The 25,984-nt window shown below is 41.1% G+C and carries 24 protein-coding genes, 1 pseudogene and 1 riboswitch; of the genes and pseudogenes, 18 read left to right on the top strand and 7 right to left on the bottom strand.

Annotated elements, in window-relative coordinates; all coding sequences use genetic code 11:
• The first annotated feature begins 5 nt into the window (after positions 1-5).
• The 4 genes from AN394_RS11425 to AN394_RS11410 are packed head-to-tail and all read left to right on the top strand — an operon-like array spanning position 6 to position 2,987.
• Entirely contained in the window at positions 6-629 is a 624-nt protein-coding gene (locus tag AN394_RS11425; protein WP_054551081.1) for a flavin prenyltransferase UbiX, read from the top strand.
• Entirely contained in the window at positions 626-1,555 is a 930-nt protein-coding gene (locus AN394_RS11420; RefSeq protein ID WP_055021568.1) for an ABC transporter ATP-binding protein, read from the top strand. Before AN394_RS11425 ends, AN394_RS11420 begins: the two co-directional genes overlap by 4 nt.
• Positions 1,555-2,322: an ABC transporter permease gene (locus AN394_RS11415; protein WP_054560948.1), complete on the top strand. Its 768-nt coding sequence runs from the start codon at positions 1,555-1,557 to the stop codon at positions 2,320-2,322. The genes AN394_RS11420 and AN394_RS11415 overlap by 1 nt, the downstream gene beginning before the upstream one ends.
• Positions 2,322-2,987, top strand: a complete 666-nt coding sequence (locus AN394_RS11410; RefSeq protein ID WP_055021567.1) for a tRNA (guanosine(46)-N(7))-methyltransferase TrmB — start codon at positions 2,322-2,324, stop codon at positions 2,985-2,987. The genes AN394_RS11415 and AN394_RS11410 overlap by 1 nt, the downstream gene beginning before the upstream one ends.
• Here the strand turns inward: AN394_RS11410 and AN394_RS11405 are convergent.
• On the bottom strand, positions 2,984-4,834 hold the full coding sequence (locus AN394_RS11405) for a GGDEF domain-containing protein (protein ID WP_055021566.1): 1,851 nt from the start codon (positions 4,832-4,834) through the stop codon (positions 2,984-2,986). The genes AN394_RS11410 and AN394_RS11405 overlap by 4 nt on opposite strands.
• A 248-nt stretch (positions 4,835-5,082) precedes the next feature.
• Between AN394_RS11405 and panP the strand changes: the two genes are divergently transcribed.
• Positions 5,083-6,711 (top strand): pyridoxal-dependent aspartate 1-decarboxylase PanP, encoded by a 1,629-nt coding sequence (gene panP, locus AN394_RS11400; RefSeq protein WP_055021565.1) that lies wholly within the window; start codon positions 5,083-5,085, stop codon positions 6,709-6,711.
• 249 nt (positions 6,712-6,960) lie between these two features.
• On the opposite strand, the gene argE is transcribed toward panP, so the two are convergent.
• Positions 6,961-8,151, bottom strand: a complete 1,191-nt coding sequence (gene argE / locus AN394_RS11395; RefSeq protein ID WP_055021564.1) for an acetylornithine deacetylase — start codon at positions 8,149-8,151, stop codon at positions 6,961-6,963.
• A gap of 221 nt (positions 8,152-8,372) precedes the next feature.
• Here argE and argC point away from each other — a divergent pair, with 221 nt between their 5' ends.
• The 8 genes and pseudogenes from argC to AN394_RS11345 all read left to right on the top strand — a co-directional run bounded on the left by argC (position 8,373) and on the right by AN394_RS11345 (position 16,318).
• Positions 8,373-9,383 (top strand): N-acetyl-gamma-glutamyl-phosphate reductase, encoded by a 1,011-nt coding sequence (argC, locus tag AN394_RS11390; RefSeq protein WP_055021563.1) that lies wholly within the window; start codon positions 8,373-8,375, stop codon positions 9,381-9,383.
• Positions 9,383-10,144 (top strand): acetylglutamate kinase, encoded by a 762-nt coding sequence (gene argB, locus AN394_RS11385; protein WP_055021562.1) that lies wholly within the window; start codon positions 9,383-9,385, stop codon positions 10,142-10,144. Before argC ends, argB begins: the two co-directional genes overlap by 1 nt.
• 7 nt (positions 10,145-10,151) lie before the next feature.
• Positions 10,152-11,072 (top strand): ornithine carbamoyltransferase, encoded by a 921-nt coding sequence (locus AN394_RS11380; protein ID WP_054560941.1) that lies wholly within the window; start codon positions 10,152-10,154, stop codon positions 11,070-11,072.
• 9 nt (positions 11,073-11,081) lie between these two features.
• Entirely contained in the window at positions 11,082-12,284 is a 1,203-nt protein-coding gene (locus tag AN394_RS11375; RefSeq protein ID WP_054551091.1) for an argininosuccinate synthase, read from the top strand.
• Positions 12,285-12,337: 53 nt separating this feature from the next.
• Positions 12,338-14,202: pseudogene (gene argH / locus AN394_RS11370) on the top strand (argininosuccinate lyase).
• A gap of 251 nt (positions 14,203-14,453) precedes the next feature.
• Positions 14,454-14,660, top strand: a complete 207-nt coding sequence (locus AN394_RS11360; RefSeq protein WP_055021560.1) for a hypothetical protein — start codon at positions 14,454-14,456, stop codon at positions 14,658-14,660.
• A 7-nt stretch (positions 14,661-14,667) separates the two neighbouring features.
• Entirely contained in the window at positions 14,668-15,195 is a 528-nt protein-coding gene (locus tag AN394_RS11355; RefSeq protein ID WP_055021559.1) for a hypothetical protein, read from the top strand.
• Between the two features lie 589 nt (positions 15,196-15,784).
• On the top strand, positions 15,785-16,318 hold the full coding sequence (locus AN394_RS11345; RefSeq protein ID WP_055021557.1) for a hypothetical protein: 534 nt from the start codon (positions 15,785-15,787) through the stop codon (positions 16,316-16,318).
• Between the two features lie 10 nt (positions 16,319-16,328).
• Here AN394_RS11345 and AN394_RS11340 read toward each other — a convergent pair whose 3' ends face one another.
• Together AN394_RS11340 and coaD are read right to left on the bottom strand one after the other, a co-directional pair.
• Positions 16,329-17,705, bottom strand: a complete 1,377-nt coding sequence (locus AN394_RS11340) for a capsule assembly Wzi family protein (protein WP_055021556.1) — start codon at positions 17,703-17,705, stop codon at positions 16,329-16,331.
• Positions 17,702-18,184: a pantetheine-phosphate adenylyltransferase gene (coaD, locus tag AN394_RS11335; protein ID WP_054551099.1), complete on the bottom strand. Its 483-nt coding sequence runs from the start codon at positions 18,182-18,184 to the stop codon at positions 17,702-17,704. Before coaD ends, AN394_RS11340 begins: the two co-directional genes overlap by 4 nt.
• 218 nt (positions 18,185-18,402) lie before the next feature.
• Here coaD and AN394_RS11330 point away from each other — a divergent pair, with 218 nt between their 5' ends.
• Both AN394_RS11330 and thiI read left to right on the top strand, forming a co-directional pair.
• Entirely contained in the window at positions 18,403-19,056 is a 654-nt protein-coding gene (locus AN394_RS11330) for a TetR/AcrR family transcriptional regulator (RefSeq protein WP_054560933.1), read from the top strand.
• A gap of 108 nt (positions 19,057-19,164) precedes the next feature.
• Positions 19,165-20,622 carry a tRNA uracil 4-sulfurtransferase ThiI gene (gene thiI / locus AN394_RS11325; protein ID WP_054560932.1) on the top strand — a complete coding sequence of 486 codons (1,458 nt, stop codon included), beginning with the start codon at positions 19,165-19,167 and terminating at the stop codon, positions 20,620-20,622.
• Positions 20,623-20,765: 143 nt separating this feature from the next.
• Here the strand turns inward: thiI and AN394_RS11320 are convergent, their stop codons facing one another.
• Together AN394_RS11320 and AN394_RS11315 are read right to left on the bottom strand one after the other, a co-directional pair.
• On the bottom strand, positions 20,766-21,659 hold the full coding sequence (locus tag AN394_RS11320) for a ketopantoate reductase family protein (protein WP_055021555.1): 894 nt from the start codon (positions 21,657-21,659) through the stop codon (positions 20,766-20,768).
• Positions 21,652-22,002 carry a VanZ family protein gene (locus AN394_RS11315; RefSeq protein ID WP_055021578.1) on the bottom strand — a complete coding sequence of 117 codons (351 nt, stop codon included), beginning with the start codon at positions 22,000-22,002 and terminating at the stop codon, positions 21,652-21,654. The genes AN394_RS11320 and AN394_RS11315 overlap by 8 nt, the downstream gene beginning before the upstream one ends.
• Before the next feature lie 158 nt (positions 22,003-22,160).
• Here AN394_RS11315 and AN394_RS11310 point away from each other — a divergent pair, with 158 nt between their 5' ends.
• The 3 genes from AN394_RS11310 to AN394_RS11300 all read left to right on the top strand — a co-directional run bounded on the left by AN394_RS11310 (position 22,161) and on the right by AN394_RS11300 (position 25,232).
• Positions 22,161-22,643 (top strand): YajQ family cyclic di-GMP-binding protein, encoded by a 483-nt coding sequence (locus AN394_RS11310; protein ID WP_054551104.1) that lies wholly within the window; start codon positions 22,161-22,163, stop codon positions 22,641-22,643.
• Between the two features lie 143 nt (positions 22,644-22,786).
• Positions 22,787-23,026, top strand: a complete 240-nt coding sequence (locus tag AN394_RS11305) for a hypothetical protein (protein ID WP_054551105.1) — start codon at positions 22,787-22,789, stop codon at positions 23,024-23,026.
• Between the two features lie 164 nt (positions 23,027-23,190).
• Positions 23,191-23,345: riboswitch (cobalamin riboswitch) on the top strand.
• A gap of 33 nt (positions 23,346-23,378) precedes the next feature.
• Positions 23,379-25,232 carry a TonB-dependent receptor domain-containing protein gene (locus tag AN394_RS11300; protein ID WP_055021554.1) on the top strand — a complete coding sequence of 618 codons (1,854 nt, stop codon included), beginning with the start codon at positions 23,379-23,381 and terminating at the stop codon, positions 25,230-25,232.
• A gap of 148 nt (positions 25,233-25,380) precedes the next feature.
• On the opposite strand, the gene msrA is transcribed toward AN394_RS11300, so the two are convergent.
• Complete coding sequence (gene msrA / locus AN394_RS11295) at positions 25,381-25,914, bottom strand: peptide-methionine (S)-S-oxide reductase MsrA (protein ID WP_054560929.1); 534 nt, start codon at positions 25,912-25,914, stop codon at positions 25,381-25,383.
• Positions 25,915-25,984: the final 70 nt, after the last annotated feature.

Raw genomic sequence — 25,984 nt, 5'->3', positions numbered from 1 at the left:
ACTGTATGCAATTTAAAGATAAAATAACGTTAGCTTTTAGCGGTGCCTCTGGGGCTCCCTATGGCTTACGGTTACTAGAGGTATTACTTGAACAGCAGTTTCAGGTGTATGTATTGATTTCAAGTGCGGCAAGAGTGGTCTTTGATACAGAATCGAATATCAAACTTTCAGGTAATGAAGACAAAGCGACAGAGCAGCTTAGTACACTTTTTAATGCCGCACCTGAACAACTTAAAGTATTTGGTAAAGACAACTGGTTTAGCCCTGTTGCATCTGGCTCAGCTGCGCCGAAAAAAATGGTGGTATGCCCGTGTAGTGCCGGTTCAGTATCTGCAATTGCGGTCGGGGCGTCAGATAACTTACTCGAACGCGCTGCTGACGTGGTCATTAAAGAGCGTGGGCAGCTGATTTTAGTCCCGCGTGAAACGCCATTTAGCGAAATCCACCTTGAAAACATGCTGAAGCTAGCACGACTAGGCGTAACTATTATGCCTGCGGCACCGGGGTTTTATCATCAACCAGAGCAGATTTCAGATTTGGTTGATTTTATGGTGGCGCGAATTTTAGATCATTTAAACATTGAACATACTTTGACGAAACGTTGGGGTTATGGAGAGGGCAAACAGTGAGCGAAAAAACGATCGCATTAAATATTGAAGGCCTAAAAAAGGTTTATAAAAATGGTGTTGAAGCCGTAAAAGGCATTGATTTACAAGTTCAGCAGGGCGATTTCTTTGCTTTACTTGGACCAAATGGTGCCGGTAAATCAACCACTATTGGTGTTATCTCATCGTTAGTGAATAAAAGTGCCGGCCGCGTACAGGTATTTGGTCACGACATTGATACAGACCTTGAAGCTGCTAAGTCTGAACTTGGCTTAGTACCGCAAGAGTTTAATTTCAGTCAGTTTGAAACACTAAATCAAATTTTGGTTAACCAAGCAGGCTATTACGGTGTACCAAGAAAGCTGGCGCATGAGCGTGCTGAAAAATACTTAAAGCAACTAGGTTTATTTGAGAAAAAAGATAAACAAGCGCGCACCCTTTCAGGCGGTATGAAACGCCGTTTAATGATTGCTCGTGCACTGATGCATGAACCTAAATTACTCATTTTAGATGAACCAACAGCGGGTGTTGATATTGAGCTACGCCGCTCTATGTGGGATTTTCTTCGCGAGATTAATAAGCAAGGTGTGACCATTATTTTGACCACCCATTATCTAGAAGAAGCTGAGCTGTTATGTAAAAACATCGCGATTATCGACAGTGGTGTGATTGTTGAAAACACCACCATTAAAGCGTTACTTGCCAAGCTTGATAAAGAAACTTTCGTACTTGATTTAAAGCAACCAGTGCAGCCAATTAGCATTGAAGGTTACCAATACACACTGACCGATGATCACACTTTAGAAGTTGAAGTGGCGAAGTCTCAGGGCTTAAACCAGGTGTTTAGTGCGCTGACTGAACAAGGTAATACTGTGCTGAGTATGCGAAATAAAGCAAACCGTTTAGAAGAGCTGTTTGTAGGGTTATTAGAACAAGGGCGAGGCGAATAATGTTTAGATATGGAGTAGCGCTAAAAAGTATTTGGATCAAAGAGTGTATTCGCTTTTTACGTATTTGGGTGCAAACCTTAGTTCCACCTGCAATCACGATGAGCCTGTACTTTGTGATTTTTGGTAATCTGATAGGTTCTCGTATCGGTGATATGGGTGGCTTTAGTTATATGGAGTTTATTGTCCCGGGTCTGATTATGATGTCGGTGATCACCAACTCTTACTCGAATGTTGCCTCGAGTTTTTATTCCACTAAATTTCAAAAAAGCATTGAAGAGCTCTTAGTTGCACCAGTGCCAAACTACATCATTGTACTTGGCTACATGGGCGGTGGTATGACACGAGGTATGCTGGTTGGTTTAATTGTTACCTGTGTCTCTTTGCTATTTGTTGATATTCAAATTCATAATATTTTTGTGATTATGGCTACGGTTATTTTAACGTCGGCTGTATTTGCGTTAGGCGGACTTATCAATGCAATTTATGCTAATAGCTTTGATGATATTAGTATTATCCCGACCTTTATTTTAACGCCGCTGACTTATCTCGGTGGGGTGTTTTACTCTATCACCTTGTTGCCAGAATTCTGGCAAGGCGTATCGCAAGTAAACCCAATTATTTATATGGTAAATGCATTTAGATATGGTTTCTTAGGTGTGTCTGATGTCGACTTATCGGTAGCATTTGGTGTACTTGGTTTATTTATTGTGGGTTTATTTACGTTAGCATTAACCCTTATTAAACGTGGTGTGGGGCTTAGACACTAATGACGGATGCAAATTCGAGAAGTATTGTATCGAATCAACATAGCTTACATGAAAAGCTAGACGAAATTGTTTTAAAGCACCTAAGTGCTGAATTTAAAAAGCCGATTGCAGAGCATACGCAAGCGGCTTTTGATCAGGTAAACGAAAAGGTGCAGGCATTTAACGGGCCTATTATTCTTGATTCGTGTTGTGGTGTGGGTGAAAGCACCGCTAACTTAGCTAAACGTCACCATGATGCATTGGTGATTGGTATTGATAAATCATCACATCGTTTAGATAAGCATGATATCGAGTACAAGCAAACAGATGCAGGGCAGTACATTTTAGTACAAGCTGATTTAAACGATTTTTGGCGCTTAGCAGTGGCTGCAAACTGGCAACCTAGTCATCATTACCTGTTGTATCCAAATCCTTGGCCAAAAGCAAAGCACTTGCAAAGACGCTGGCACGGTGCTGCAATTTTTCCGTATATCGTTAAATTAGGCGGCCGCTTAGAGCTGAGAAGCAACTGGGATATATACGTAAAAGAGTTTGCCCGCTCATTAGAGCTTGCAGGGCATAAGTGCGATGTTGAGCTGTATGAAAGCGATACTGCAATTACCCCATTCGAACGTAAATATTGGGCCAGTGGTCAACAAAGTCACCGTTTGGTGATCAACCTTTAATGAATATAGGGAGTCGGCGGTGCAAAATGACTCCCTTGCATTAAAGTAACACCTGCTCGAGCAAGCGCGTCAGCTATTTGTTCGTTCTCAACTTGCTCAGCAATTACATCTAATTTTAATTGCTGAGCATATTTCACCAAGTTTTCAATAAATAGATAGTTATCAGTATTGGTATGAATTTGGCTCACCAACCCTTTATCTAGCTTCAAGCCATCAATTTCTAGCTTCCTAATGTGGGGTAAGTTTGAAAAGCCCGCGCCGAATTCATTGATAATAACCTGAGCACCTTTATTTTTTAGGGTGTTAATAAAGGTTTTTACTTCACTAAAGTAAGCAATGGCATCACGCTCATAAAACTGAAAAATAATATTATGAGGCTGCGGATAGCGCCTAAGTTGTAACTCTAAAAACTCGCTTAAGCTTGGGTCGAGAATATCTTGTGCGGTAATGTTGATACTCCATCGCACATTGGTTTTTCTAAACTGCTCAATGCAGCGAGTAAACATGGTGCGCCTTAAAAGACCGTCCATACGTGAGCGCTTTAGCACCATCATAAAGTAATCTGGCGCATGAATACGACCCGTGGCACTGGCCATTCTGGCTAGGCATTGATAATGGTCAATGTGTTTGCTTTGGTTATTATAGACCGCTTGAAAGTAAGGTACGATACGGTTGTTATCGAAGGCTTCTTTTACTTCTTTGGCAAGCGTAACATTGCTTCTAAACTTCTCTTCAACCTGCTTAAACACATTTTCATAACGAACAATACGCTGATTATTTAGCTTTGCTTGTTGCAGCGCAACATGGGCATTTTCAATCAGCATTAATTTATTACCTGTAGCAATACCTGCATACAAGCTCACGTAGATATAAGGCTCTTTTAACGCAGGAATAGCATAGTTAAAAGCATTAATAACATCATCGATATTACGCTCATCACTATGCGTTCGTAATAGCGCAATTTTATTCGTTGCTAATCGATAGACAAATCCTTCGCTAGGCATCCTTGATTGAAAATAGCTAAGCAAGTTAGCCATTACTTTGTCGCTCACTTCAGTGCCATAAAAACTGCTAATATCTTCTAACTCATTAATGGCAATAACTGCTAGCTCCATACGGTGTTTGGTGGTTTTCTTTATGTAGTATTCCAGCGCGACATGGTTAGCAAAGCCGGTGCGGGCATCTGTTGAGAGGGAGCGTTTTAGTTGTAAAAAATACAGCCCAGCAATTAGAGCTGCAATAAAGAAAAAGAAGCAGCCTGTGATCATTGCACGGGTCACACTGTACTGCAGCTGCTGATTTAAGTCACTAATGGTTATGTCGGCACCAGTTATATAGGTGTGACCATTATCATCAACAAAAGTGACAAAGATGCTTTTAAAATAGCCCCATTGATCTTTTGATACCTCAAATACCGGCTCTGTTGAAAAAAAAGCTTCTTTGTTAAGTTCTGTCGCTTCGGGGTAGGCATCTAGAAACTGTGTTACGCGGCCATTGTTTTGATCTTTTTGCGTGTAACTCGACGCACTAAAGTAGACTTTGCCGTCGCGCAGTACCATTGCGTACACATAGGCAAGCTGCATTTGTTTTGCATATTCAGATAGGGCTCGGCTTTTGTCTTTATATATTGCCGAAGAGATTGGTAAGCCCGCATTAACTATATTGTGATAGTCATCACCTAGGATATGTTTGACACTGACCGCAGCATTAAGCAGTTTGGTATCGATATTCTCCATGATCTCACTACGCGTGGTTTCATAGGTGTAATAGATATAGCCAAATAAGCTAATAAAAAATGCGGCGAAGCCATATAGCAGCCAGCTGGTTTTTTGCATTCCTTTGGGCATAGAGGTTCCCTTTGCAGTTATCGTTTGATTATACTCAAAAAAAGCGTGTCTGATAGTATAAAATGACTGCAAATTTCATTAACTGATCACTTTTTTGTCATCGAAATTAGCGCTTTTTTGCTTTATGCGAGACATTTTCGTGATATTCCAGTAAAGTTAGCCAATTTCGTAGAAACAGTGCCGCAAAAGTGCTTACCTAGATGTCCCATCATCGGGTGCATTTTTAGCTGCTAATTATGGGTATTAGGATGGATCAAAAGCGTTGTGCCGTCGCCTCTAAAGAAAGCTTGATTCGTATTTTTACGGTGCCAGAAGCACCAGACTCGACATTAAGTAAAATCGAATCTGAAATTTCTAGCAACTTAGCAGGGTTCTTAAATGAGAACATAGCTGCTATCGAAAAGCCTTTGCACGAAATTGAAAAAGACTTTCAAACGGCTACTATTCCAGAAGAGCCGACCTTTGTATCTGACTATGCTCAAGACATTATGGAGCAGTTGGTTGCTCATTCTGTTCATACCGCTGCGCCGAGCTTTATTGGCCATATGACCTCAGCATTACCGCATTTTGTGTTACCGCTGTCTAAGTTAATGGTCGGTCTTAACCAAAACCTAGTAAAAATTGAAACTTCAAAGGCATTTACGCCTCTTGAAAGACAAGTTTTGGGCATGATGCATCACCTTGCATATGGTGAAGACGACAGCTTTTATAGTAAATGGATGCACAGTGCGAAAACGTCATTAGGCGCATTTTGTTCAGGTGGCACTGTTGCTAACATTACTGCACTATGGATTGCCCGCAACCGTTTATTAAAAGCGGATGGTGACTATAAAGGTATTGCTGCACAGGGTTTAATCGCTGGAATGCTGCATTATGGTTATAAAGGCTTAGCTGTGCTTGTTTCTGAGCGAGGCCATTACTCATTAGGCAAAACCGTTGATTTACTGGGTATTGGTCGCGATAACATTGTCGCAATTGCAACCGCCGAAAATAATAAAGTCGATGTTGATGCGATGCGTAAAAAGGCTCATGAGCTTGAAGCCTCTGGCATTAAGGTAATGGCACTCGTGGGTGTTGCTGGGACGACTGAAACAGGCAGCATAGATCCACTAAATGAAATGGCTGATTTGAGCGAAGAACTTGGCTGTCATTTTCATGTCGATGCTGCATGGGGTGGTTCAACCTTATTATCTTCAAATTACCGCCACCTATTGAGCGGTATCGAACGCGCTGATTCAATAACCATTGATGCACACAAACAAATGTATGTACCAATGGGGGCTGGTCTGGTGTTATTTAAAGACCCAGCTGCGACGGATGCTATTGAGCATCATGCGGAATATATTCTTCGTAAAGGCTCAAAAGATTTAGGCAGTCATACCCTTGAGGGCAGCCGCCCTGGTATGGCAATGTTAGTGCATGCTTGCTTACGTGTTATTGGCCGTAAAGGCTACGAGATGCTAATTGATCGCAGTATCGTGAAAGCACGCACTTTTGCCGACATGATCAAGCAGGATGAAGACTTTGAGTTAATCTCAGAGCCTGAGCTTTGCTTATTAACCTATCGTTATGTACCAAAAGAAATCCAAGCGAAGCTTAAAGATGCTGACGAAGAAACGAAATTAGATATTTACGCTTCATTGAATCGCTTTACTGCAAGCATGCAAAAACGTCAGCGTGAAGCGGGTCGTTCTTTTGTATCGCGTACACGTTTAACACCTGCAAAATATGACCATCAGCCCACCGTGGTATTTCGTGTTGTATTAGCCAACCCGTTAACCTCTAAAGCAATTCTAAAAGATATTTTAGCGGAGCAAAAAGAACTAGCGAAAACTGATCCGGTATTTAAAAAGTACTTGAGTAAGTACATGGATTAGAAAAGGGAGCGTGATGCTCCCTTTTATTATACCCAAGCCACCTCAAGATGCAGAATTCAGCGTTTCACAGGTGCTTAATATCAAGGCGTTACTTTGCAAGAATGGTAGTCCCTTTTAAGAAGTAACAACGATGAGAGTAAGTGCCTGTGAAGCGCCCGAAGGGTTGGTTTAAAAGCGATTTATACTGCGTTATTGATTTTAAAAATAGAACCACTATTACTTGCAATCAATGCCTTGTCTAAATCGCTTTTAATTCCAACTGAAACTCGCATCTTGAGGTGGTTTGGGTATATTACTAAAGCAACTTGCTTTAATCATGTCACTGATAATCGCTTGTGATGGTTTAATTTTTTCCATCGCCAAAAACTCATCTGGCTGGTGGGCTTGGTTAATTGAGCCGGGCCCCATGACGATGGTTTCACAGCCAAGCTGTTGAATGAAAGGAGCTTCTGTACAATAGTTTACAGCGACAGCTGGTTGACCTGAGACTTTTTCGGCCAGCTTTACAAGTGCTGTATCAGTGCTACCACTAAATGCTGGGATAGGTTCATGCATGTCGATAACGCTCACTGCATTTGGGTATTGGGCATTAATCTCTTCTGCGGCTGTTAGCAAAATCGCTTGTAGTTCTTGCACACTTAAACCAGGTAAAGGCCGCATATCAATGTGCATTTCACAACAACCACAAATGCGGTTGGCATTATCGCCACCATGGATATGGCCAAGGTTTAAAGTAGGGTACGGAATTTCAAAGTGCTCAACTGAATATTTATTCTTTAATTCTTCTTTGATGATTAACAACTTTGTAATCATTTTATGCATGACTTCGATGGCGTTTAAACCACGTTCAGGATCAGAGCTATGGCCTGAGCGACCAATTACTCGAATGGCTGTACTCATATGACCTTTATGAGTAAATACCGGTGTCATATCAGTTGGCTCACCAATGATGCAGCGCGCTGGTTTTAAGTCTGGGTGGCGGCAAATTTGTTGTGCACCCGCCATTGTGGTTTCTTCATCGGCTGTGGCTAAAATTAAAAGTGGCTCTGTTTGCTTTGTAGCATCGAGCTCACTAATTGCTTGCAATACAAAGGCAAAAAAGCCCTTCATATCAATACTACCTAAACCATAAAGTTTATTGTCATGCTCGCTGAGTTTAAACGGATCGTAGTTCCAGCGGCTATCATCAAATGGCACAGTATCAGTATGACCTGCAAGCATTAAACCGCCATCTCCTTCACCGCGTTTCGCTAATAAGTTGTAACGGCCTTTACCGTTTTCAAGCTCTGTGATTTCACATGTAAAACCAAGGCTTTCACACCAGTCTGCGAGCAAGGTAATAACCCCTTTATTGCTCATGCACAAAGAATCTTCAATCGCACTAATTGAAGGGGCAGCAATCAGCTGCTGATACATAGATATAAAAGAGGGTAGCGACATAAAAAAATCCAAAAATAATTATTCAATCTAATTGCATAACAATATAAAAGTATTTATGATGAATATCAATTCACTTTTTAAGCATAAATATTAGTAAAGCTGTACGATGAACACGAAACGACGATAACCTGATTTGATTACTTTAGACAGTGTTTTTATTCGCAATTGAGCGAGTAATTTTAGGCGTATCGATAAATAGATTTAATAGGTAAAAGTAAGCAATGAATGTAGTGATTATTGGCGCAAGTGGTTATAGCGGCGCAGAGCTAGCAAGTTTAGTTGCTAAGCACCCAAAACTGACCCTACAAGCATGTTATGTGTCTGAAGGGAGTTTAGATAAAGGTAAATTATTAAGCGATTTATACCCTGAGCACCTTGGATTGTTAGAGTACCCACTACAACCTCTAACTTCTGAAGCGTACAAAGATATCGAAAGCAATGCTGACTATGTATGCCTGTGTACAGATCACAAGGTCAGTGTTGATCTTGCGCCGCAATTTTTAGCCATGGGTAAAAAAGTATTCGACCTATCTGGTGGTTTCCGTTTAGCTGGGAATGAGGATTACCTGACTTATTACGGTTTCGTACATGAACACCCTGATCTTTTAGAGCAAGCAGCATATGGTTTAGCTGAATGGAATGGCGATGCGATTAGTAAAGCGAACCTTGTAGCTGTAGCGGGTTGTTACCCAACCGCAGCACTTAATTCTTTAAAACCACTTAAAGAAGCGGGTTTATTAGCTGATCAAGCCATTATTGTTAATGCGGTGTCAGGTGTTACAGGCGCTGGCAGAAAAGCCAGTGTTAACACGCACTTTTGCGAAGTGTCACTTGCTCCTTATGGCTTGTTTAACCACAGGCACACACCTGAGATTGAGCAGCACCTTGGTCACCCTGTGCTATTCACGCCACATTTGGGTAACTTCCCCCGTGGAATTTTAGAAACTATTTATGTGCAATTAAAACCAGGCGTAACTGCAGAGCAAGTGAATGCGGCTTATCAAGTATTAGCAAACGAGCCGTTAATTCGTTTACTTGGCAATAAAATTCCAAGCATTAAAGGCGTGGCTAAGCAACCATTTGTTGATATTGCATGGCAACAAAAAGGTGAGCAACTCATCGTTATATCAGCGATTGATAACCTTCTAAAAGGTGCAGCTGGGCAAGCATTACAGTGCATTAATTTAGCCATGGGTGAGCCTCACCATACTGGCTTAGTAGGAGCGCTGTAATGAAAACTTGGATCATTAAAGTCGGTGGTGCTGTGTTAAATAGCGCAGATGCCGCAAAAGCGCTTTTTGATGTTTTAGCCTCTGAGCAACAAGATAACTTTGTGATTGTTCATGGTGGTGGAGCCTTGGTTGATGCTTGGCTTAAAGACGCCGGCTTTGTAACTGCAAAACATCAAGGCTTACGTATTAGCCCAAATGAGCAAATGCCATATATTGTTGGTGCTCTTGCCGGTTGTGCCAATAAACAATTGATGAGCCAAGCAATCAGCGCTGGCCACAAACCTGTGGGTTTAAGCCTTTATGAAGCGGGTGTACTGGTATCTGAAAAACTTAAAGTATTGGCGCAAGTAGGTCAGTGCTCAGGTAGTTGTGACAGCGTGCTAGCTAGCATGCTTGAACAAGGTCGTTTACCCCTAGTGAGCTCTATTGGCTTTGGAGAAGATGGCCAATGGTACAACGTCAATGCAGATGAAGCTGCAGCGGCTATCGCTAAAGAGCTTAATGCAGAACTTATTTTTATGACAGACGTAGAAGCTGTGCTTGATGCCAATAAGCAGCCTCTACATCAACTTAATACGCAGCAAATCGAAACACTTATCCTTGAAGGAGTCATTCAGGGCGGGATGGAGGTCAAAGTAAAGACCAGCCTTCTTGCTGCCCAACATTTACGACGTGGTGTGTATATCTCAAGCTGGCTGAAGCCAGAGAACTTAGTCGCTTTATTAAAAGGCGAACATGTAGGAACGAAAATTACACCATAGGTATTTCATGTTAAAGAATTTCTTAAATGGTCTTGAATTAGACCAAAAGGGCGCACTTAAATTACTAAACTTAGCGCAAAAAATTAAAGCAAACCCAACAGACTTCAGCCAAGCATTAGCGGGCAAATCAGTGGTTACATTGTTTGAAAAGCCAAGTTTACGTACTCGTTTATCATTTGATATTGGTATTAATAAACTGGGTGGTCACGCAGTTTATTTAGATTCACAAAATGGTGCTATGGGCGCTCGTGAATCAGTTAAAGACTTTGCTCTTAATATCTCAACTTGGGCAGATGGCATTGTTGCTCGCGTGAATGCACACAAAACACTGACCACGCTTGCTGAATATTCATCGGTGCCTGTTGTTAATAGCTTATGTGACTTATATCACCCGTGCCAAGCGCTTGCTGACTTTTTAACGCTGCAAGAAGTCCATGGCGATGTTAGCAAACTAAAGCTTGCTTACTTAGGTGAAGGTAACAACGTCACACACTCTCTAATGCTATTAGCAGCCACTTTAGGTACTGATTTTGTTGCAGTTTGTCCTAAAGGTAGCTCGCCAGATTCGCAAATTCTTAAGCAAGCAGAGCAAATTGCAGCAATGAATGGTGCCTCTGTCATGGTGAGTGACAGAATTGAGGCGGCAGTTGGCGCAAATGCAGTCTATGCTGATACCTGGGTTTCAATGGGTGATAAAACACCGCTTGAGCAGGTTAAAGCTAAATATATGCCTTATCAGCTTAACCAAGCCCTACTAGAGAAAACCGGTGCGCAAACTGTACTGCATTGTCAGCCAGCGCATCGTGAGTTTGAAATTACCTCTGAGGTAATGGATGGCCCAGCATCAAAAATTATTCAACAAGCAGAGAATCGTATGCACGCGCAAAATGCTCTACTTGTCACATTATTAAATCCAAATTTTGTTTAAGGAACACCAATGAGTTCAATTAAAAAAGTCGTACTAGCCTATTCTGGTGGTCTTGATACATCGGCAATCGTGCCATGGTTAAAAGAAAACTACGGCTGTGAAGTAATCGCGTTTGTTGCTGATGTTGGCCAAGGTGCAGAAGAGCTTGAAGGCGTTGAAGAAAAAGCCATTGCTTCAGGTGCATCGGAATGTCATATCGTTGACTTAAAAGACGAAATGGTCAGTGACTATATTTACCCAACTTTAAAAACGGGTTCTATTTACGAAGGCACTTATTTACTAGGTACATCTATGGCGCGTCCAATCATTGCTAAAGCGCAGGTTGAAATTGCCCGTAAAGTAGGTGCTGATGCGCTTTCACATGGTTGTACTGGTAAAGGTAACGACCAAGTACGTTTTGAGTCATGTTTCGCAGCCCTTGCACCAGATCTAAAAGTGATTGCACCATGGCGTGAGTGGGACTTATCAAGCCGTGAGTCATTACTTGATTACTTAGCTGAGCGTAATATTCCGTGTTCTGCATCAGCAACAAAAATTTATAGCCGTGATGCGAATGCTTGGCATATTTCTCACGAAGGTGGTGAGCTTGAAGATCCATGGTGCCAACCAAGTGATCAAGTATGGACTTGGACTAACTCGCCAGAGCAAGCACCCAATGAAGCAGAATATGTAACATTAAACGTTGTTGAAGGTGAAGTGGTTGCTGTAAATGGTGAATCACTAAAACCATATGACTGCCTAGTTAAATTAAACGACATTGCTGCGCCGCATGGTGTGGGTCGTGTTGATATCGTAGAAAACCGTTTAGTGGGTATGAAGTCGCGTGGCTGTTATGAAACACCAGGGGGCACTGTGATTATGGCTGCTCTTCAAGCTATTGACGAGCTAGTGCTAGATAAATCAAGCCGTAAGTGGAAAGAAGTACTTGGTGGCGAGTTCTCTCACTTAGTCTATGACGGTCGTTGGTTTACGCCATTAAAAGACTCGATTCTTGCAGGTGCTGAATCACTGTCTAAGTTAGCAACGGGTGAAGTAGTGCTTAAGCTTTATAAAGGCCAAGTCACGGCGGTACAGAAAAAATCACCGAATAGCTTATACAGCGAAGATTTCGCAACCTTCGGCGAAGATGATGTATATGACCAATCACATGCAGAAGGCTTCATTCGTTTATTCTCGCTTTCTAGCAGAATCTCAGCACTAACGAAAAAGTAATTTAATTATTGCCCTGCAATAGCAGGGCAATAGCCGAATTTGGAGACAGTTCAATGGCACTATGGGGCGGACGTTTTTCTACGGGTCCAGATGAAGCGTTTAAACAATTCAACGATTCACTTCCTTTTGATTATCAACTTGCAGAGCAAGACATTATTGGTTCAGTTGCTTGGGCGGGGGCGTTAAAACAAGTAAACGTTTTAAACCAGCAAGAATACGATGACCTAGTTGCAGCACTTAATAAGCTGTTAGATGAAGTTAAAGCGAACCCACAAGCAGTAGCTGTAGCAGGGCATGAAGATATTCATTCTTATGTTGAATCAGCACTGATTGATAAAGTGGGTGACCTTGCTAAAAAGTTACACACTGGTCGTAGTCGTAATGACCAAGTTGCAACAGATTTCCGCTTGTGGTGTCGTGATACAGCTGAGCATATTCTTGAAGCAATCGCAGAGCTTAAAGGTGAATTTATTGCCTTAGCTGAGCGTGAGCTTGGCACTATTTTACCTGGTTACACACACTTACAGCGCGCACAACCTGTGCTATTTAGTCATTGGTGTATGGCCTATGTTGAAATGCTTGAGCGTGATGAAAGCCGCTTAACCGATGCCAAAAATCGTATGAATTATTGCCCACTTGGTAGCGGTGCATTGGCAGGAACTGCGTACCCGATTGATAGGCAAACTCTTGCCGAAGGGTTAGGTTTTACCGGTGCCACACGCAATAGCCTTGATGCTGTATCAGATCGTGATTTTGTAGTTGAGCTATTAAGCTGTGCATCGATTTCGATGATCCACTTATCACGCATGGCCGAAGATTTAATTTTCTATAACTCGGGTGAAGCAGGCTTTATTGAGCTTTCTGATGGGGTAACATCAGGCTCTTCACTAATGCCGCAAAAGAAAAACCCAGATGCACTTGAATTAATCCGTGGTAAAACAGGCCGTGTTTTTGGCGCATTCAGTGCCATGATGATGACACTTAAAGCGCTACCACTTGCTTACAATAAAGATATGCAAGAGGACAAAGAAGGCTTATTTGATGCTATGCCAACTTGGCTGGCATGTATTCATATGGCGCAAGCGTGTATCAAAGGTATTAAAGTTAATGCAGATAAAACATTAGCTGCTGCAAAAGGCGGCCACTCAAATGCGACTGAACTTGCTGACTATTTAGTGGCTAAAGGTATTCCATTTAGAGAAGGTCACCACATTGTTGGTACGCTTGTGCAAATAGCTATTGCACAAGGGAATAACTTAGAAGATTTAAGTTTAGAGCAATTTAAGTCTGTGCATAGCATTTTCGAATCAGATGTATATCCTGTATTAGAAATAGACGCCTGTATTAAAGCTAGGCAAGCACAGGGTGGCACCTCTCTTGAGCAAGTAACAAGTGCCATCAAATACGCAAAAAAAAACAGCAAATAGCGGTACGTGACGCAACCTTAAATGATGTTGAGTCCATCGCTAAGCTTATTCAGCATTGGGCTACGGTAGGTGAAAACCTACCACGCGCTAAGAGCGACATGATTCACTCAATTAATGAGTTTGCTGTCACAGAAGTTGAAAACCAAGTTGCTGGCTGTGCTTCGCTGTATATTTACGACACTGGCCTTGCTGAAATTCGCTCGCTCGGGGTGGACCCCGAATCACGAATTGCCGGGCAGGGGCGTCAACTTGTTGAACATTTGCTAAAAAAAGCCAAAAGCTTGGCGCTTAGTCGGGTAATTGTCCTGACAAGAGTGCCAGAATTTTTTGCAAGCCAAGGTTTCAGCTTTTGTAGCAAAGACAGTTTGCCAGAAAAAGTGATCAAAGATTGTGAGCTTTGCCTTCGTAAAGATAACTGCGATGAAGTGGCAATGGAATATATTTTAAAGCCAAGTAATAGCGCGGTGATCCCGTGTAAACACGTGGCTTAAATTCCCTGGATGAGAAAAACGCACGGTTACCCCTGTGCGTTTTTTTATGCCTGAAATTTAGATTTACTGACTTTTATGATCAAAAAGATCAAAACTTATAAAAGTTGGATCGTTAATTGCTTTTATTATCAGCGCGGTGGCAACGTCGCGATGAAGTATAAAAAAGCGTCAAAAAAATGAGAACGCTTAACTCAGCTTGCAAGCTATTGTAAGCTGTACTGAAAAAACAATTAACTTAAAGGAATTAACTTATGCAAGTTTCAAACAATAGCCAATTGCAAATGCAAGCTTACAGCCAAATGCAACAAACAAAGCCTGCTTTGGAACAAACTACTAGTAATAAAACCCTGCAATCTGATACAGTAACTTTATCGAGTGAAGCCTTGGCTTTATCCGGCGGGGCTGAAATCCAACGTGGTGGTGGTGCAATGCTCCCGCCTAGTAAGAAAGAGCAATAGGTACTGAATGTCTTTTATTGAGCAACTAGGTTTTTTTTCCCTATCTGCAATGAGTGCATGGGGATTTTTAATGGCATTTTTTTTTAATATTTTTGTTTATTGTATAGATGAAAATAAAAGAAAAACCACGTTGCTCATAAGCTCATTCATAATGATGTTCTCCTACTTAGCTGGAGATTACTTTTTTAATTGGATAACTTACACCGCTACCACTTTTCTAGATTGGGCACTGTATGATCTAGCAACACTTACATTTTTGGCTATTTCTTTCTATTTTGTAAGACGCACTACACCTTCATTTATTTATCTCATTGCTGGCTTGATAATCAATACAATCTTGTTCCTTTCTGTTTATGTAGACGTTGAAGTCTACCAGAACACAACTCATTGGATTTTATGGGATGTATATTCGATTGGGGTTAATATTGTTGATTTTACAATGATCATTGCTCTAATTGTTGATCGTGACTTCCTACTATTGAACAAACTAAAAAGCCTTGTATTGTCTTCTGCAAATAACCATAAGTTAGCTTAATATTAAAAGCCATGTATATAAGTGATGTTGTTGGAAGTTTGATAGGATCCTTCATTGAATGGGGGTTCTTGATGGTTTTTCTTTTTAGTTTAGTGACCCACATTAATAAACCTGATAAACGCTTGGTTATCTTGGCGTTTATAATGATGATTTCATACTTTCTAAGTGGTATTTTTAACTTATCTATCTATAGCTATCTAAACTGGTTTTATTTCGACCTGCTAACCATAACAACAATTTTAGCGTGGACTTACTATGCAAAAATAGGCGCTTTTAATGCGATCTACTACATAGTCTTGGGATTGTTTTTAAACGCAATTTTGATGATTTGCATATTTATAGATATTGTAGTTACCGAAAACAGAACACCTTGGGCACTCTGGAGTATCTATTCGTTTGGAGTAAATACCATTGATATAATGATGCTCATTGCATTGATTACAAATCGCGACTTTTTACTATTTCATAAATTTTGCAGTTATATGAAATATAAAATTAGACCGTCATTTTTAGATAAATCAGAGCACCTTACTAACGCTTAATGAAACTCGCCGTATTTTAAGAGTATCTGAATTTTAAGACTTACTTCATGCTTAAACTAATCCAAGACAATTTTGGAGTATACCTCGCAGCATTTATCATGTGGGGTTTCTTGATGTCGTTTCTTTATAACATGGTAAAGAAATCATCAGCGCCAAATGGTGACAAAACAGTAATGTGGATCTCACTTGCACTGTTTATCTCCTACATGATGAGCGCTCCATTACTTAATGTGGCGCTTGGCTACGATATCTTAGATTCAAGCTTTGCTTATGTTATTTGGGCGCTATCTGATTTAACAATACTACTCATTGTGTGGTTAATTGCTCGAAAGCGAAGTCTTACTCAGGCTCCTGCTAAACTTTATATATACACAGGGCTTTTAGTTAACTCATCACTGTTTTTAGGCATGTATTTCGATATTAACTACGCCTATACAGGAAGCTGGTGGTTTTGGGATGTCTACAGTATCACAGTGAACCTGATGGATATCATGATGCTCATCGCACTTTTCAGTAATAAAGACTTTTTAGGGCTTGTGAAGCTATACAGGAAAGTTCGAGGCCAAGCTGAACCAGCTTGACCTCAATTAGTTAGAAACGGTATTCCCAGCTGGTTCTAAGGGCTGTTTTTGTTTCTGACTCATCACCAATTTCATCCTTTGAAATAAGCCCTGTCACTTTCCACAGGCCGTTAAACACAGATTGCTGATAACCGAGTTCTAACTGCAGCTGACTCATCTCTGATGCGAGCTCAGCATGTGTGGTTTCGCTTTCAATCCAACGAAGCTTAGCATGGCCACCATAACCATTTAGAGTGTGGTAATAGGCGCCAAGGATAGCCGATTTACTTTGTAGTGGTGTTGAGCTGCCAATTAAGCGCGAGCGTTGTGTATAGCTGCCAGAGCCATATACGCAATCGCTAATTTGATCACAGCTTTGCTCTGTATTTGAGTATTCAAAGTAGCTTTTTAATAGGCTCTCTTTCGAGCCAAAATAGCTTTCTACGCCTAGCGTATAAAATGGCTCACTTGGAGCTAAGCCACTTTCATTTCGACCCATTACTTCAGCATAAAATGCCACAGGTTGCGCCGCTAAAGTGGTTGAGTACTTAACATCTAAGCTCGTTAAACGGTGTGTTGATTCACTGCTTTCGAGTGTAACAGGATCAATTTCGAGGCTAGTTAAATAATCAGAGCCAGCACTATTAATTGCAATTTCAAGGCCTGTTAATGGGGTACTTGCAAATCGGAGCGCCCAAAAGTCACCGTCATCTGAGCTATTTAGATATGGCTTTTGTTTGGCGTAAATACCCGTTAACTGCCAGTTACCGATAAATGATAACCAACTTGGGCCGACATATTGGGTATTTGCTCTGGTAAAGCGCACGCCTTTCATTGGCGCCGCATTATTTGATAGTAGTAGGGCGTTATCGTTACTTGGCCCCCACCAATGACTAACTTGCTCCGCACTAAGTGACCAATTACCCAGGAGTACGGCTAAATAGCTATCTTGGTAAGTAACATGCTGCTTATCAAGGGCGTCATCGGCATAATTTACACTCACTTTAGCGCTAACACGCTTTCCTGTGATTGAACCATAACTATTTATACCGCTTTCTTGCTGGTGGCGTTTACCAAACCCTTGCTGAGCGAGAGGTTCGCTGTTGTAGTTTAGGCGAATACCTGAGCTGCTTTTTTGTTTAGCATTATCAAGGGCATGCTTAACATGCTGGTAGGCAAATAAGCTTTGCTCATCTAGTTGGCTTGTATTGGCAACGTCTAGGTCGCGTGCGATACCTTGCCACATTAATGGGTAGCTATTAATAGGCTGTTTAATAATGCCTTGGTTAAATAGCATTTCGATTGAAGCGCGAAGTAACGGGTCGTCACTTTCTATCCATGGCCCAGCAACACTTGGTGCAGAGATCATTAGTAATGCAGTTAAGCTAATGAACTTTTTTAATTTCATCCGTGAATTTTATCCTGTAAGGCTTTAGCTACAATAGGGTCAACAAACTCGCTCACATCGCCATTGTGGCGTGCGACTTCTTTGACGAGAGTCGATGAAATAAATGAATTTTTTTCTGCCGGTGTTAAAAATACACTTTCTAGATCTGGATTCAGGCGACGATTCATATTCGCTAACTGAAATTCATAGTCGAAGTCAGACACCGCACGAATACCACGAATAAGCACTTCGGCTTTATGGTCCCGAGCTAAATCAGCTAATAAGCCTGAAAAACCAATTACACTCACATTATCAAGATGCGCCAAAATTTTATTAGCAAGCTCAACGCGCTCATCAAGAGTAAAGCAGGGTTGCTTACTTGGGTTATGCGCAATGGCAACAATTACTTTATCGAACATTTTTGCCGCGCGATGAATTAAGTCTGTATGGCCATTTGTAAGTGGGTCGAAAGTGCCCGGATAGATTGCAGTAACGTTCATAACTATCAGCGATTTATAAATTTGCCTGCTATATTAACAGTGTTTTCTCGACTATGCAGCTTAGAAAATACGCGTATCGGATTAGGAACCTTCACCTATATAAGGTACTAAGCCGATTGAGGTTAATATTTTTCAAGGTAGTATTTAATTGTCGCGCATTTGTTTATACTGCTCGGCTGGGGACCGTAATAATCATAAAAAAACAGAGTAAATAGGCTATGAGCACAAAGGACAAAATCATACACACCAGCATCGAATTATTTAATCGCCACGGTGAGCGTGCCATAACAACCAACCATATCGCTTCGCATATGGGGATAAGCCCAGGTAACTTGTATTATCACTTTAAAAATAAAGAAGATATTATTCGTCACATTTTTGCTTTGTATAGCGACCATCTACACACTCACTTTAAGCCACTGACTCCAGACGATGATGCGCTAGAAAACCTGGCGGGCTACCTAGATTCACTGTTTGAACTCATGTGGCGCTTTCAGTTTTTCTACGACAACTTAGGCGATATTTTATCTCGTGATGAAGAGCTGAAAAAAGGCTACATTGCGTTTCAAGCTGAGCTTTTAGAGCAAGTTAAAGATGTACTGTTTGCATTACGTGAAGGCGGTGTTATTTGCATTGAAGACGAAGATGTTACAGAGCTTGCGCATATGCTTAAAATGACCGTAAGCTTTTGGACGCCTTACATCAAAGCTCGCCGCTTAAGTGGTGAACTTGCCAGAGCTGATATTTATAACGGTATTTTAAAAGTATTACTGCTATTAAAAGCTCATTGCACCGAGCAACATCTAGAGCAAGTTAACCAATTAAGAGCCAAGTATTTGGCCCTTGCTGAAACAGAGCAAAGCGAACAATAATCCCGCAAAGCAGTTTATTTCCTAGACGCTATAATTTTTGTTATAATCGCGCGCCCTTGAGGTTGCTATACCTTAGGGCGTGTGAAATCCACAGTCTAAGAGTGAACTATGCTTAAATTTATCGTCAAATTACACCCTGAAATCGCGATCAAGAGTAAATCTGTTCGTAAGCGTTTTACCAAGTTATTAGAAAATAACATTAAGATCGTTTTGCGTCGTGTTGACGAAAAAGTTCAGGTAAGAAACAACTGGGACAATATCTCTGTTGTTAGCTTGCTAGAATCTGAGCAAGTTCGCTTAGATATTATCGATGGCTTAAAACGCATTCCAGGTATCGTACAGTTTATTGAAGTAACAGAAACAGACTTCGACTCAATCGACGATATTTACCAAAAAGCACTTGAACTAATCGGCCATACGATTGCGGGCAAAACCTTCTGTGTGCGTTGTAAACGTTCTGGTAAGCATGATTTCACATCGAGCGATGTAGAGCGCTACGTAGGTGGTGGTTTAAACCAGCATGTTGAAGGTGCGCGCGTTAAGTTATCTCACCCTGAAGTGACTGTTCGCTTAGAAGTACGTGATGATAAAGCATACATTGTTACTCAAACTCACTTAGGTATGGCGGGCTTCCCGCTGCCAACACAAGAAGATGTATTGTCGCTTATGTCGGGTGGTTTTGACTCTGGTGTTGCCAGCTATCAAATGATCCGTAAAGGTGCACGTACTCACTTCTTGTTCTTTAACTTAGGTGGTGCTGCGCACGAAATCGGTGTTAAGCAGGCGAGTTATTATATCTGGAAACAGTTCAGCTCTACTCATAAAGTGAAGTTTGTTACTGTTGATTTTGAACCTGTTGTAGCAGAAATCTTAGAGAACGTTGAAAACAGCCAAATGGGTGTTGTGCTTAAGCGAATGATGATGCGTGCCGGTAGCCAAGTTGCAGAAAAACTAGGTGTACAAGCACTAGTAACTGGCGAAAGTATTGGTCAGGTATCAAGCCAAACATTGGCTAATTTGAGTGTGATTGACCGTGTGACAGAAACTTTAATCATTCGCCCGTTAATCCAACACGACAAGCAAGATATAATCAATATTGCGCGTCAAATCGGCACGGCTGAGATGGCAGAAAGCATGCCTGAATACTGTGGCGTAATTTCTAAAAAGCCAACAGTTAAAGCTAAAATCAAAACTATTCTTGCTGAAGAAGCTAAGTTTGACTTCGACGTGCTAAATACAGTTGTTGAAAATGCGCGTGTGATGGATATTCGTGATATCGACACCGAAGCAAAAGAAGAAGTGAAAGAAGCTGAGTCTGTATCTGATTTACCTGAAGGGGCGGTTGTTGTTGATATTCGCTCACCTGATGAAGAAGATGCAAACCCACTAGAGCTTGAAGGTATTGAAGTTGTGCATTTACCTTTCTTCCGCTTAGCGACTAAATTTGGTGACTTACCAAAAGATAAAGAATATTACTTATACTGCGCTAAAGGTGTGATGAGTCAGCTTCAAGCGCTGATCTTGCACGAAGAAGGCTTTAGCAACGTAAAAGTGTATCGCCCGTAAGGGATGCTAATAAAAGCGCGACATGTTCGCGCTTTTTTAATGTCTGAAATAATTACGAGAAACGAGAAGCTAGTAACTTTACTCTTTCTCCTTTCCCCTTGTAGCTTAACTTTTTACTCTTTCCCCTAGTAACTAGCAGCTAATTAACTTTTTATTTTTATCATGCTCAGCATGGCCTGATTATAGGGAGTTTTTACCCCTAACTTAGCGCCTTGCTCGCACACATAACCACAAATTGCATCAATTTCAGATTCTCGATTATGGCTGATGTCTTGCTGCATAGAAGAAAAGTTTTCAGCGGTGGCTGTCATCACAGAATAGGCTTGATCCAGCGCCTCGCTGAGTTTTACTTTAACCCCTTGTTTATTGGCGACTAGGCACGCTTCATTAAGTAAATTAATAATGCGCGTGCTAAATTGCGGTGCACGTAGCTGGCCATTTTTTACGTTATGAATCGCTGTTAACGGGTTAATAGCAATATTCACTAACAGTTTTTGCCATCGCAATGAGTGAATATCATCGCTCACAGAAAAGTGTGGTAAGTAACTAAACTGCTGCTTAAGTTCACCGAGGTTTTCGCTTGCAGCTGCATTACATGCACCTAACACGCTTTCACCATTACCTGTATGGCTCACACTATAAGGCGTTGTTTTAAAAGCAGCTAAACGCGTTGTTAAAAAAGCTAAACCTTGCGTTTTTAAAAGCTGAGCATTCAGTTCATCAACATTCCCCATGCCATTGTGAGAAAGAACGATTTGGCATGTTTTACTGAGGTAAGGTTTTACTTGTTCAAAGGCAGTTTGCACCTGAAATGCTTTTACTGTTATTAACACCAAGTCAAAGGGGTCCGATTGACTTAGCTCTTTGTGGTGAATAAGGCGAGCTTTAATTGGGTGTGATTTACCATTACTCGTTTGATAAAAACGCGTGGTCAGGGTTGGCTTACGGGTCAGCAATGTAATGTCATGTTGTGCTGATAAAAAATGACTAAACAATAGGCCAATTGCACCGTCGCCAACAATTAAAATGTTAGCCATTACGTTGCTTACTACCTAAATGAAAACCAAGTTTAATGATAAAGTAGCTAACTGCACCGATAAAATCAGCGACAAAATCCCCAACCGAAGCTTGACGATAAGGCAGCATATCTTGCATAAACTCTATGGCTGCACCATATCCGGCTAACAGTAAAATTTGCACCATAAGTGGCAATTTAAAGGCTTTATCCATCACCATGGCCAGTACAAAGAAAATACCAAAATGCGCTACCTTATCAACGTGTGGAAAGAGGTTGCTCACCCCTTTAATTTCTTTGGCAAATAAAATTGTAAAGCCAATAATACTGGCTAAAAAGATAACTTGGTAAACACGCCTTGTCACAATAAACCCTAAAAAATGCCGAAATTGAATGGCCAGTATATCAAACAATTTTTGCATCGCACCTGAACAAGTCGGATAAAAATAGAAAGAATCGACAAATAAGCGTTATAATTGCCAACCATAAATGAATTTAAAAAAGACTATGTTAGGAGAACCCCATGCCTTCATTTGATATTGTTTCTGAAGTAGAAATGAACGAAGCGCAGAATGCAGTAGATAATGCAAAGCGTGAACTGGAGACGCGTTTTGATTTTCGTGGTGTTGATGCATCAATCGAACTAAGTGACAAAGTAATCAAGTTAAAAGCAGAAGCACCACAACAAGTTATGCAACTTTTTGACATTCTTGCTGCGAAAATTTCAAAGCGTGGCTTAGATGTATCTAGCCTTGAGCTTAAAGATGAGTCGCGTAGCGGTAAATACGTAATGCGTGACGTTGCTCTTAAGCAAGGTATCGAAAAAGACGTAGCGAAGAAAATCGTTAAGCTAATCAAAGATTCAAAGATCAAAGTACAAGCTGCCATTCAAGGTGAAGAATTACGTGTAACTGGTAAAAAGCGTGATGATTTACAAGAAGCAATGCAAGTTGTTCGTACTGCTGATTTAGGTCAACCATTCCAGTTCAAAAACTTCCGCGATTAATACTCTATGTTTTTAGCTTTAAGCTGTAAGTTTTAAGCTATAAGCCTACAAGTTTCTGAACTTTACAAGGAGCGTATTTTGAGACAAATATTAGGTTACAGAGAAAAAGATATCTTCTAGCTATTTTCAGCTAGAGGATATTTATGTCAGTAAAAAACAAAGCAATAGATCGTAATAAACACGGTAAAATAAACAGAAAATACACAGGCCCACACAGTACTTATTTTTACCAACAAACACCAAGTTGGTGGGTGAAAATGACGATGACCAAGCCAAGAAGACGTTTAAATAAAGCTCTTTGTAAGCTTGTGCTGAATGGTGCTGACCCAGAAGGAATTGTTTTTCCGTTAGGAAACTCGAAACCTCATGAGTATTTCTGGTAATCATTGTTTTAAAAAGCCAATCAGCCATGCTGATTGGCTTTTTTACTTTCGGCTTACAGCTTAAAGCTTAAAATTTCATTTTGGCAGTATAGCCGTCCATTGACTTTCTTCCCCAAAATCATCACAATAACGGCCTATTTTCGAGGTGCTTGCTGTATCTTCAGATACGTTTTATTTCAAAGGGTGAAATAGTCGCAAGATAATCGGGAAGTCGGTGCGTTTTCAGGGAGAAAACAATGCCAACACTGCCCCCGCAACGGTAATGTATATGCCATGCATTTACAGAGTCCGGAGACCGGCCTTGAAGTAACTTACTATTCGCGTGTGCGGTGGGCACAGGCTAGGGGATATCATGCTAAATAAATCTGCGTTAGGCGTAGCGGTTGCTGCTGCGTTGTCTTTTTCTGTATCTGCTGACGAGCAATCGATCGAGCACATCACAGTTACTGCCAATAAATTCGAACAATCAATTAATGATGTATTAGCCAGCGTTACTGTTATAGACCGTGCTGATATTGAAGCAAGCTATGTTCGTGACTTACCAAGCTTACTGGCCACTCAGGCAGGCTTTCAAATTAATGCCAATGGTGGTTTTGGGCAAAGCTCAGGTGTGTCATTACGTGGTGCAAGTTCTCGTCATACGCTAATTTTAATTGATGGTGTACGCACCGGCTCTGCAACACTTGGCTACAAAAGTATTAGCAATATTCCTTTAAACAGTATTGAGCGTGTTGAAGTAATTAAAGGCTCACGTGCTGCTGTATATGGTTCTGATGCGCTAGCTGGTGTGATTAATATCATTACGCGTAAAGCACAAAATACGACCTTAGATGTTACTTTTGGCTCAGACTCTTACCAAGAGTACCAAGTAGCGACAGGTGGTCAGTTTGCGGGTGTTGATATTGCCGTTAATGCCGGTTATGAAAAAACAGATGGGTTTGATGTCCTACAAGGCTTAGCGCCAGATGAAGACGGCTACGAGAACAAAAACCTTGGCTTTAATCTAGGTTATCAAAATGAGCAGTTAGGTGAGTTTTTAGCACAAGCACAATACTCAGAAGGCGAAGCAAAATACGACAGCGCTTATAGCCCTGCAGAGAGCACTGTAGAAAAAGGCGAGTTCGAAAATTACCAAGCTTCATTAGGTTGGAAAAAGGCTTTCGAAAAACACAGCCATGCCATTGATATTGCTATATCAAGTGACAGTTCAGATGACTCACGCATTGATTACACGGGCGCAACGGTGGTTGATAAGTTTGAAACTGAGCGTGAACAAATCGATTACAATGGCCAATACTTTTTCAATCAAGCGCTGACTCTTAGTGGCGGTTTGAATTGGTATAAAGATGAAGTGAACACTAACTCAGGTACTTACTTAAAAGATAGCCGTGAAGTATTCGCTGCGTTTGTTGGCGCTTATTATGACGACGAACACGTGCTGGCAAACCTAACCGTTCGCCAAGATGATGATCAGCAGTTTGGTGATGAAACAACTTACACCGCAGCTGTTGGTTATCACTTAAATGACATCGCGACATTCCGCGTAAGTCAAAGTACGGGTTTTAAATCTCCAACATTTAATGACCTATATTACCCTGGCTCAGGTAACCCAGAGTTAAATCCTGAAACATCAGATAACCAAGAGCTTGGTTTATCACTCAATGTGAATGATATCAGCTTAGATATTGCGATTTTCCGCAGCGAAATCGACAACAAAATCGCTTGGGCACCAAATGCATCAGGGCAGTGGATCCCAACCAATATAAACGAAGCTCGCCACGAAGGTGTTGAGTTTAGCTTTAAAAACCAAGTGTTTGGCTTTGATCACAGCTTTAACTTTACCTATCTTTCAGCGGAAGATACTGAGACAGGTCAGTCACTAACCTATGTGTCAAATCACAGTGTGAATTGGTCATTAAACAAAGCATGGGGGGATTTTGATGCCGGTATCGATATGCAATACCGTGGTGACCGTGATGGCAAGTTAACGCACTTACCTTCGTATACGTTATGGAATTTAGTAGGTCACTACGAAGCAACTGACAACTTAACTGTGTCACTACGTGTAGAAAACCTATTCGATAAAGAGTACAACGCCGTTGACGCCTATGGTACAGACCTAGATGGTGATTACATCAACGACGAATTTTATTACTACAACACGGCCGAGCGTCGCCTGTTTGTAGGTGCCCGCTATCAGTTCTAATAACTCTTAAAGTCAGCTGAGTTGTTTACTTATAGCTAGTAATTGACATTAATTTGCCCGTTGATGTCATTAGTCTTAAGTTAAAACAAGCTCAGCGTTATTATTAGTTCTGCGTCTAAAAGCTCGCTACCTACTTAGCGGGCTTTTTTCATTTTAGTTTATCTGCGTAATACTGTTCGAACTTAGCAAGCTTAGGGGCAATCAGAATACTGCAATAACCTTGATTTGGGTTTTCATTGTAATAGTCTTGATGGTACTGCTCTGCAGGGTAAAAGTTTGTAAGCGGGCTAAGCTCGGTGACAATCGGCTCACGAATTTGCTTTTGTAAGGCATCAATCATGGCTTGAGATTCTGCTTTTTGCTTTTCATCATGATAGTAAATAACACTTCGATACTGGGTGCCGACATCATTACCTTGGCGGTTTAACTGTGTGGCATCGTGTAAAGTGAAGAACATTTCAAGTAGGGTGTTATAGCTTACAATACTGCTGTCAAAATCGAGCTGAACCACTTCAGCGTGACCCGTTAAGCCAGTACAAATTTGCTGATAACTTGGGTTTTCAATCTCACCGCCGGCATAGCCAGAGCTGACATTAAGCACGCCTTTTACACGTCTAAATGCAGCATCAATACACCAAAAGCAGCCGCCGCCAAAAGTAGCGATTTGTATGTTGTTATCCATATTTCACTCCCTTACCGTTTTGCTGACTATAGCCGAAAAAACAAAACGCCGTAAAGACGGCGTTTTGTTA

Origin of the sequence: Pseudoalteromonas sp. P1-26 (assembly GCF_001401795.1) — a bacterium.
Taxonomy (GTDB): Bacteria; Pseudomonadota; Gammaproteobacteria; order Enterobacterales; family Alteromonadaceae; genus Pseudoalteromonas.
The sequence above is the reverse complement of the archived record's forward strand: the minus strand, read 5'-3'. Positions and strand labels throughout refer to the sequence as shown.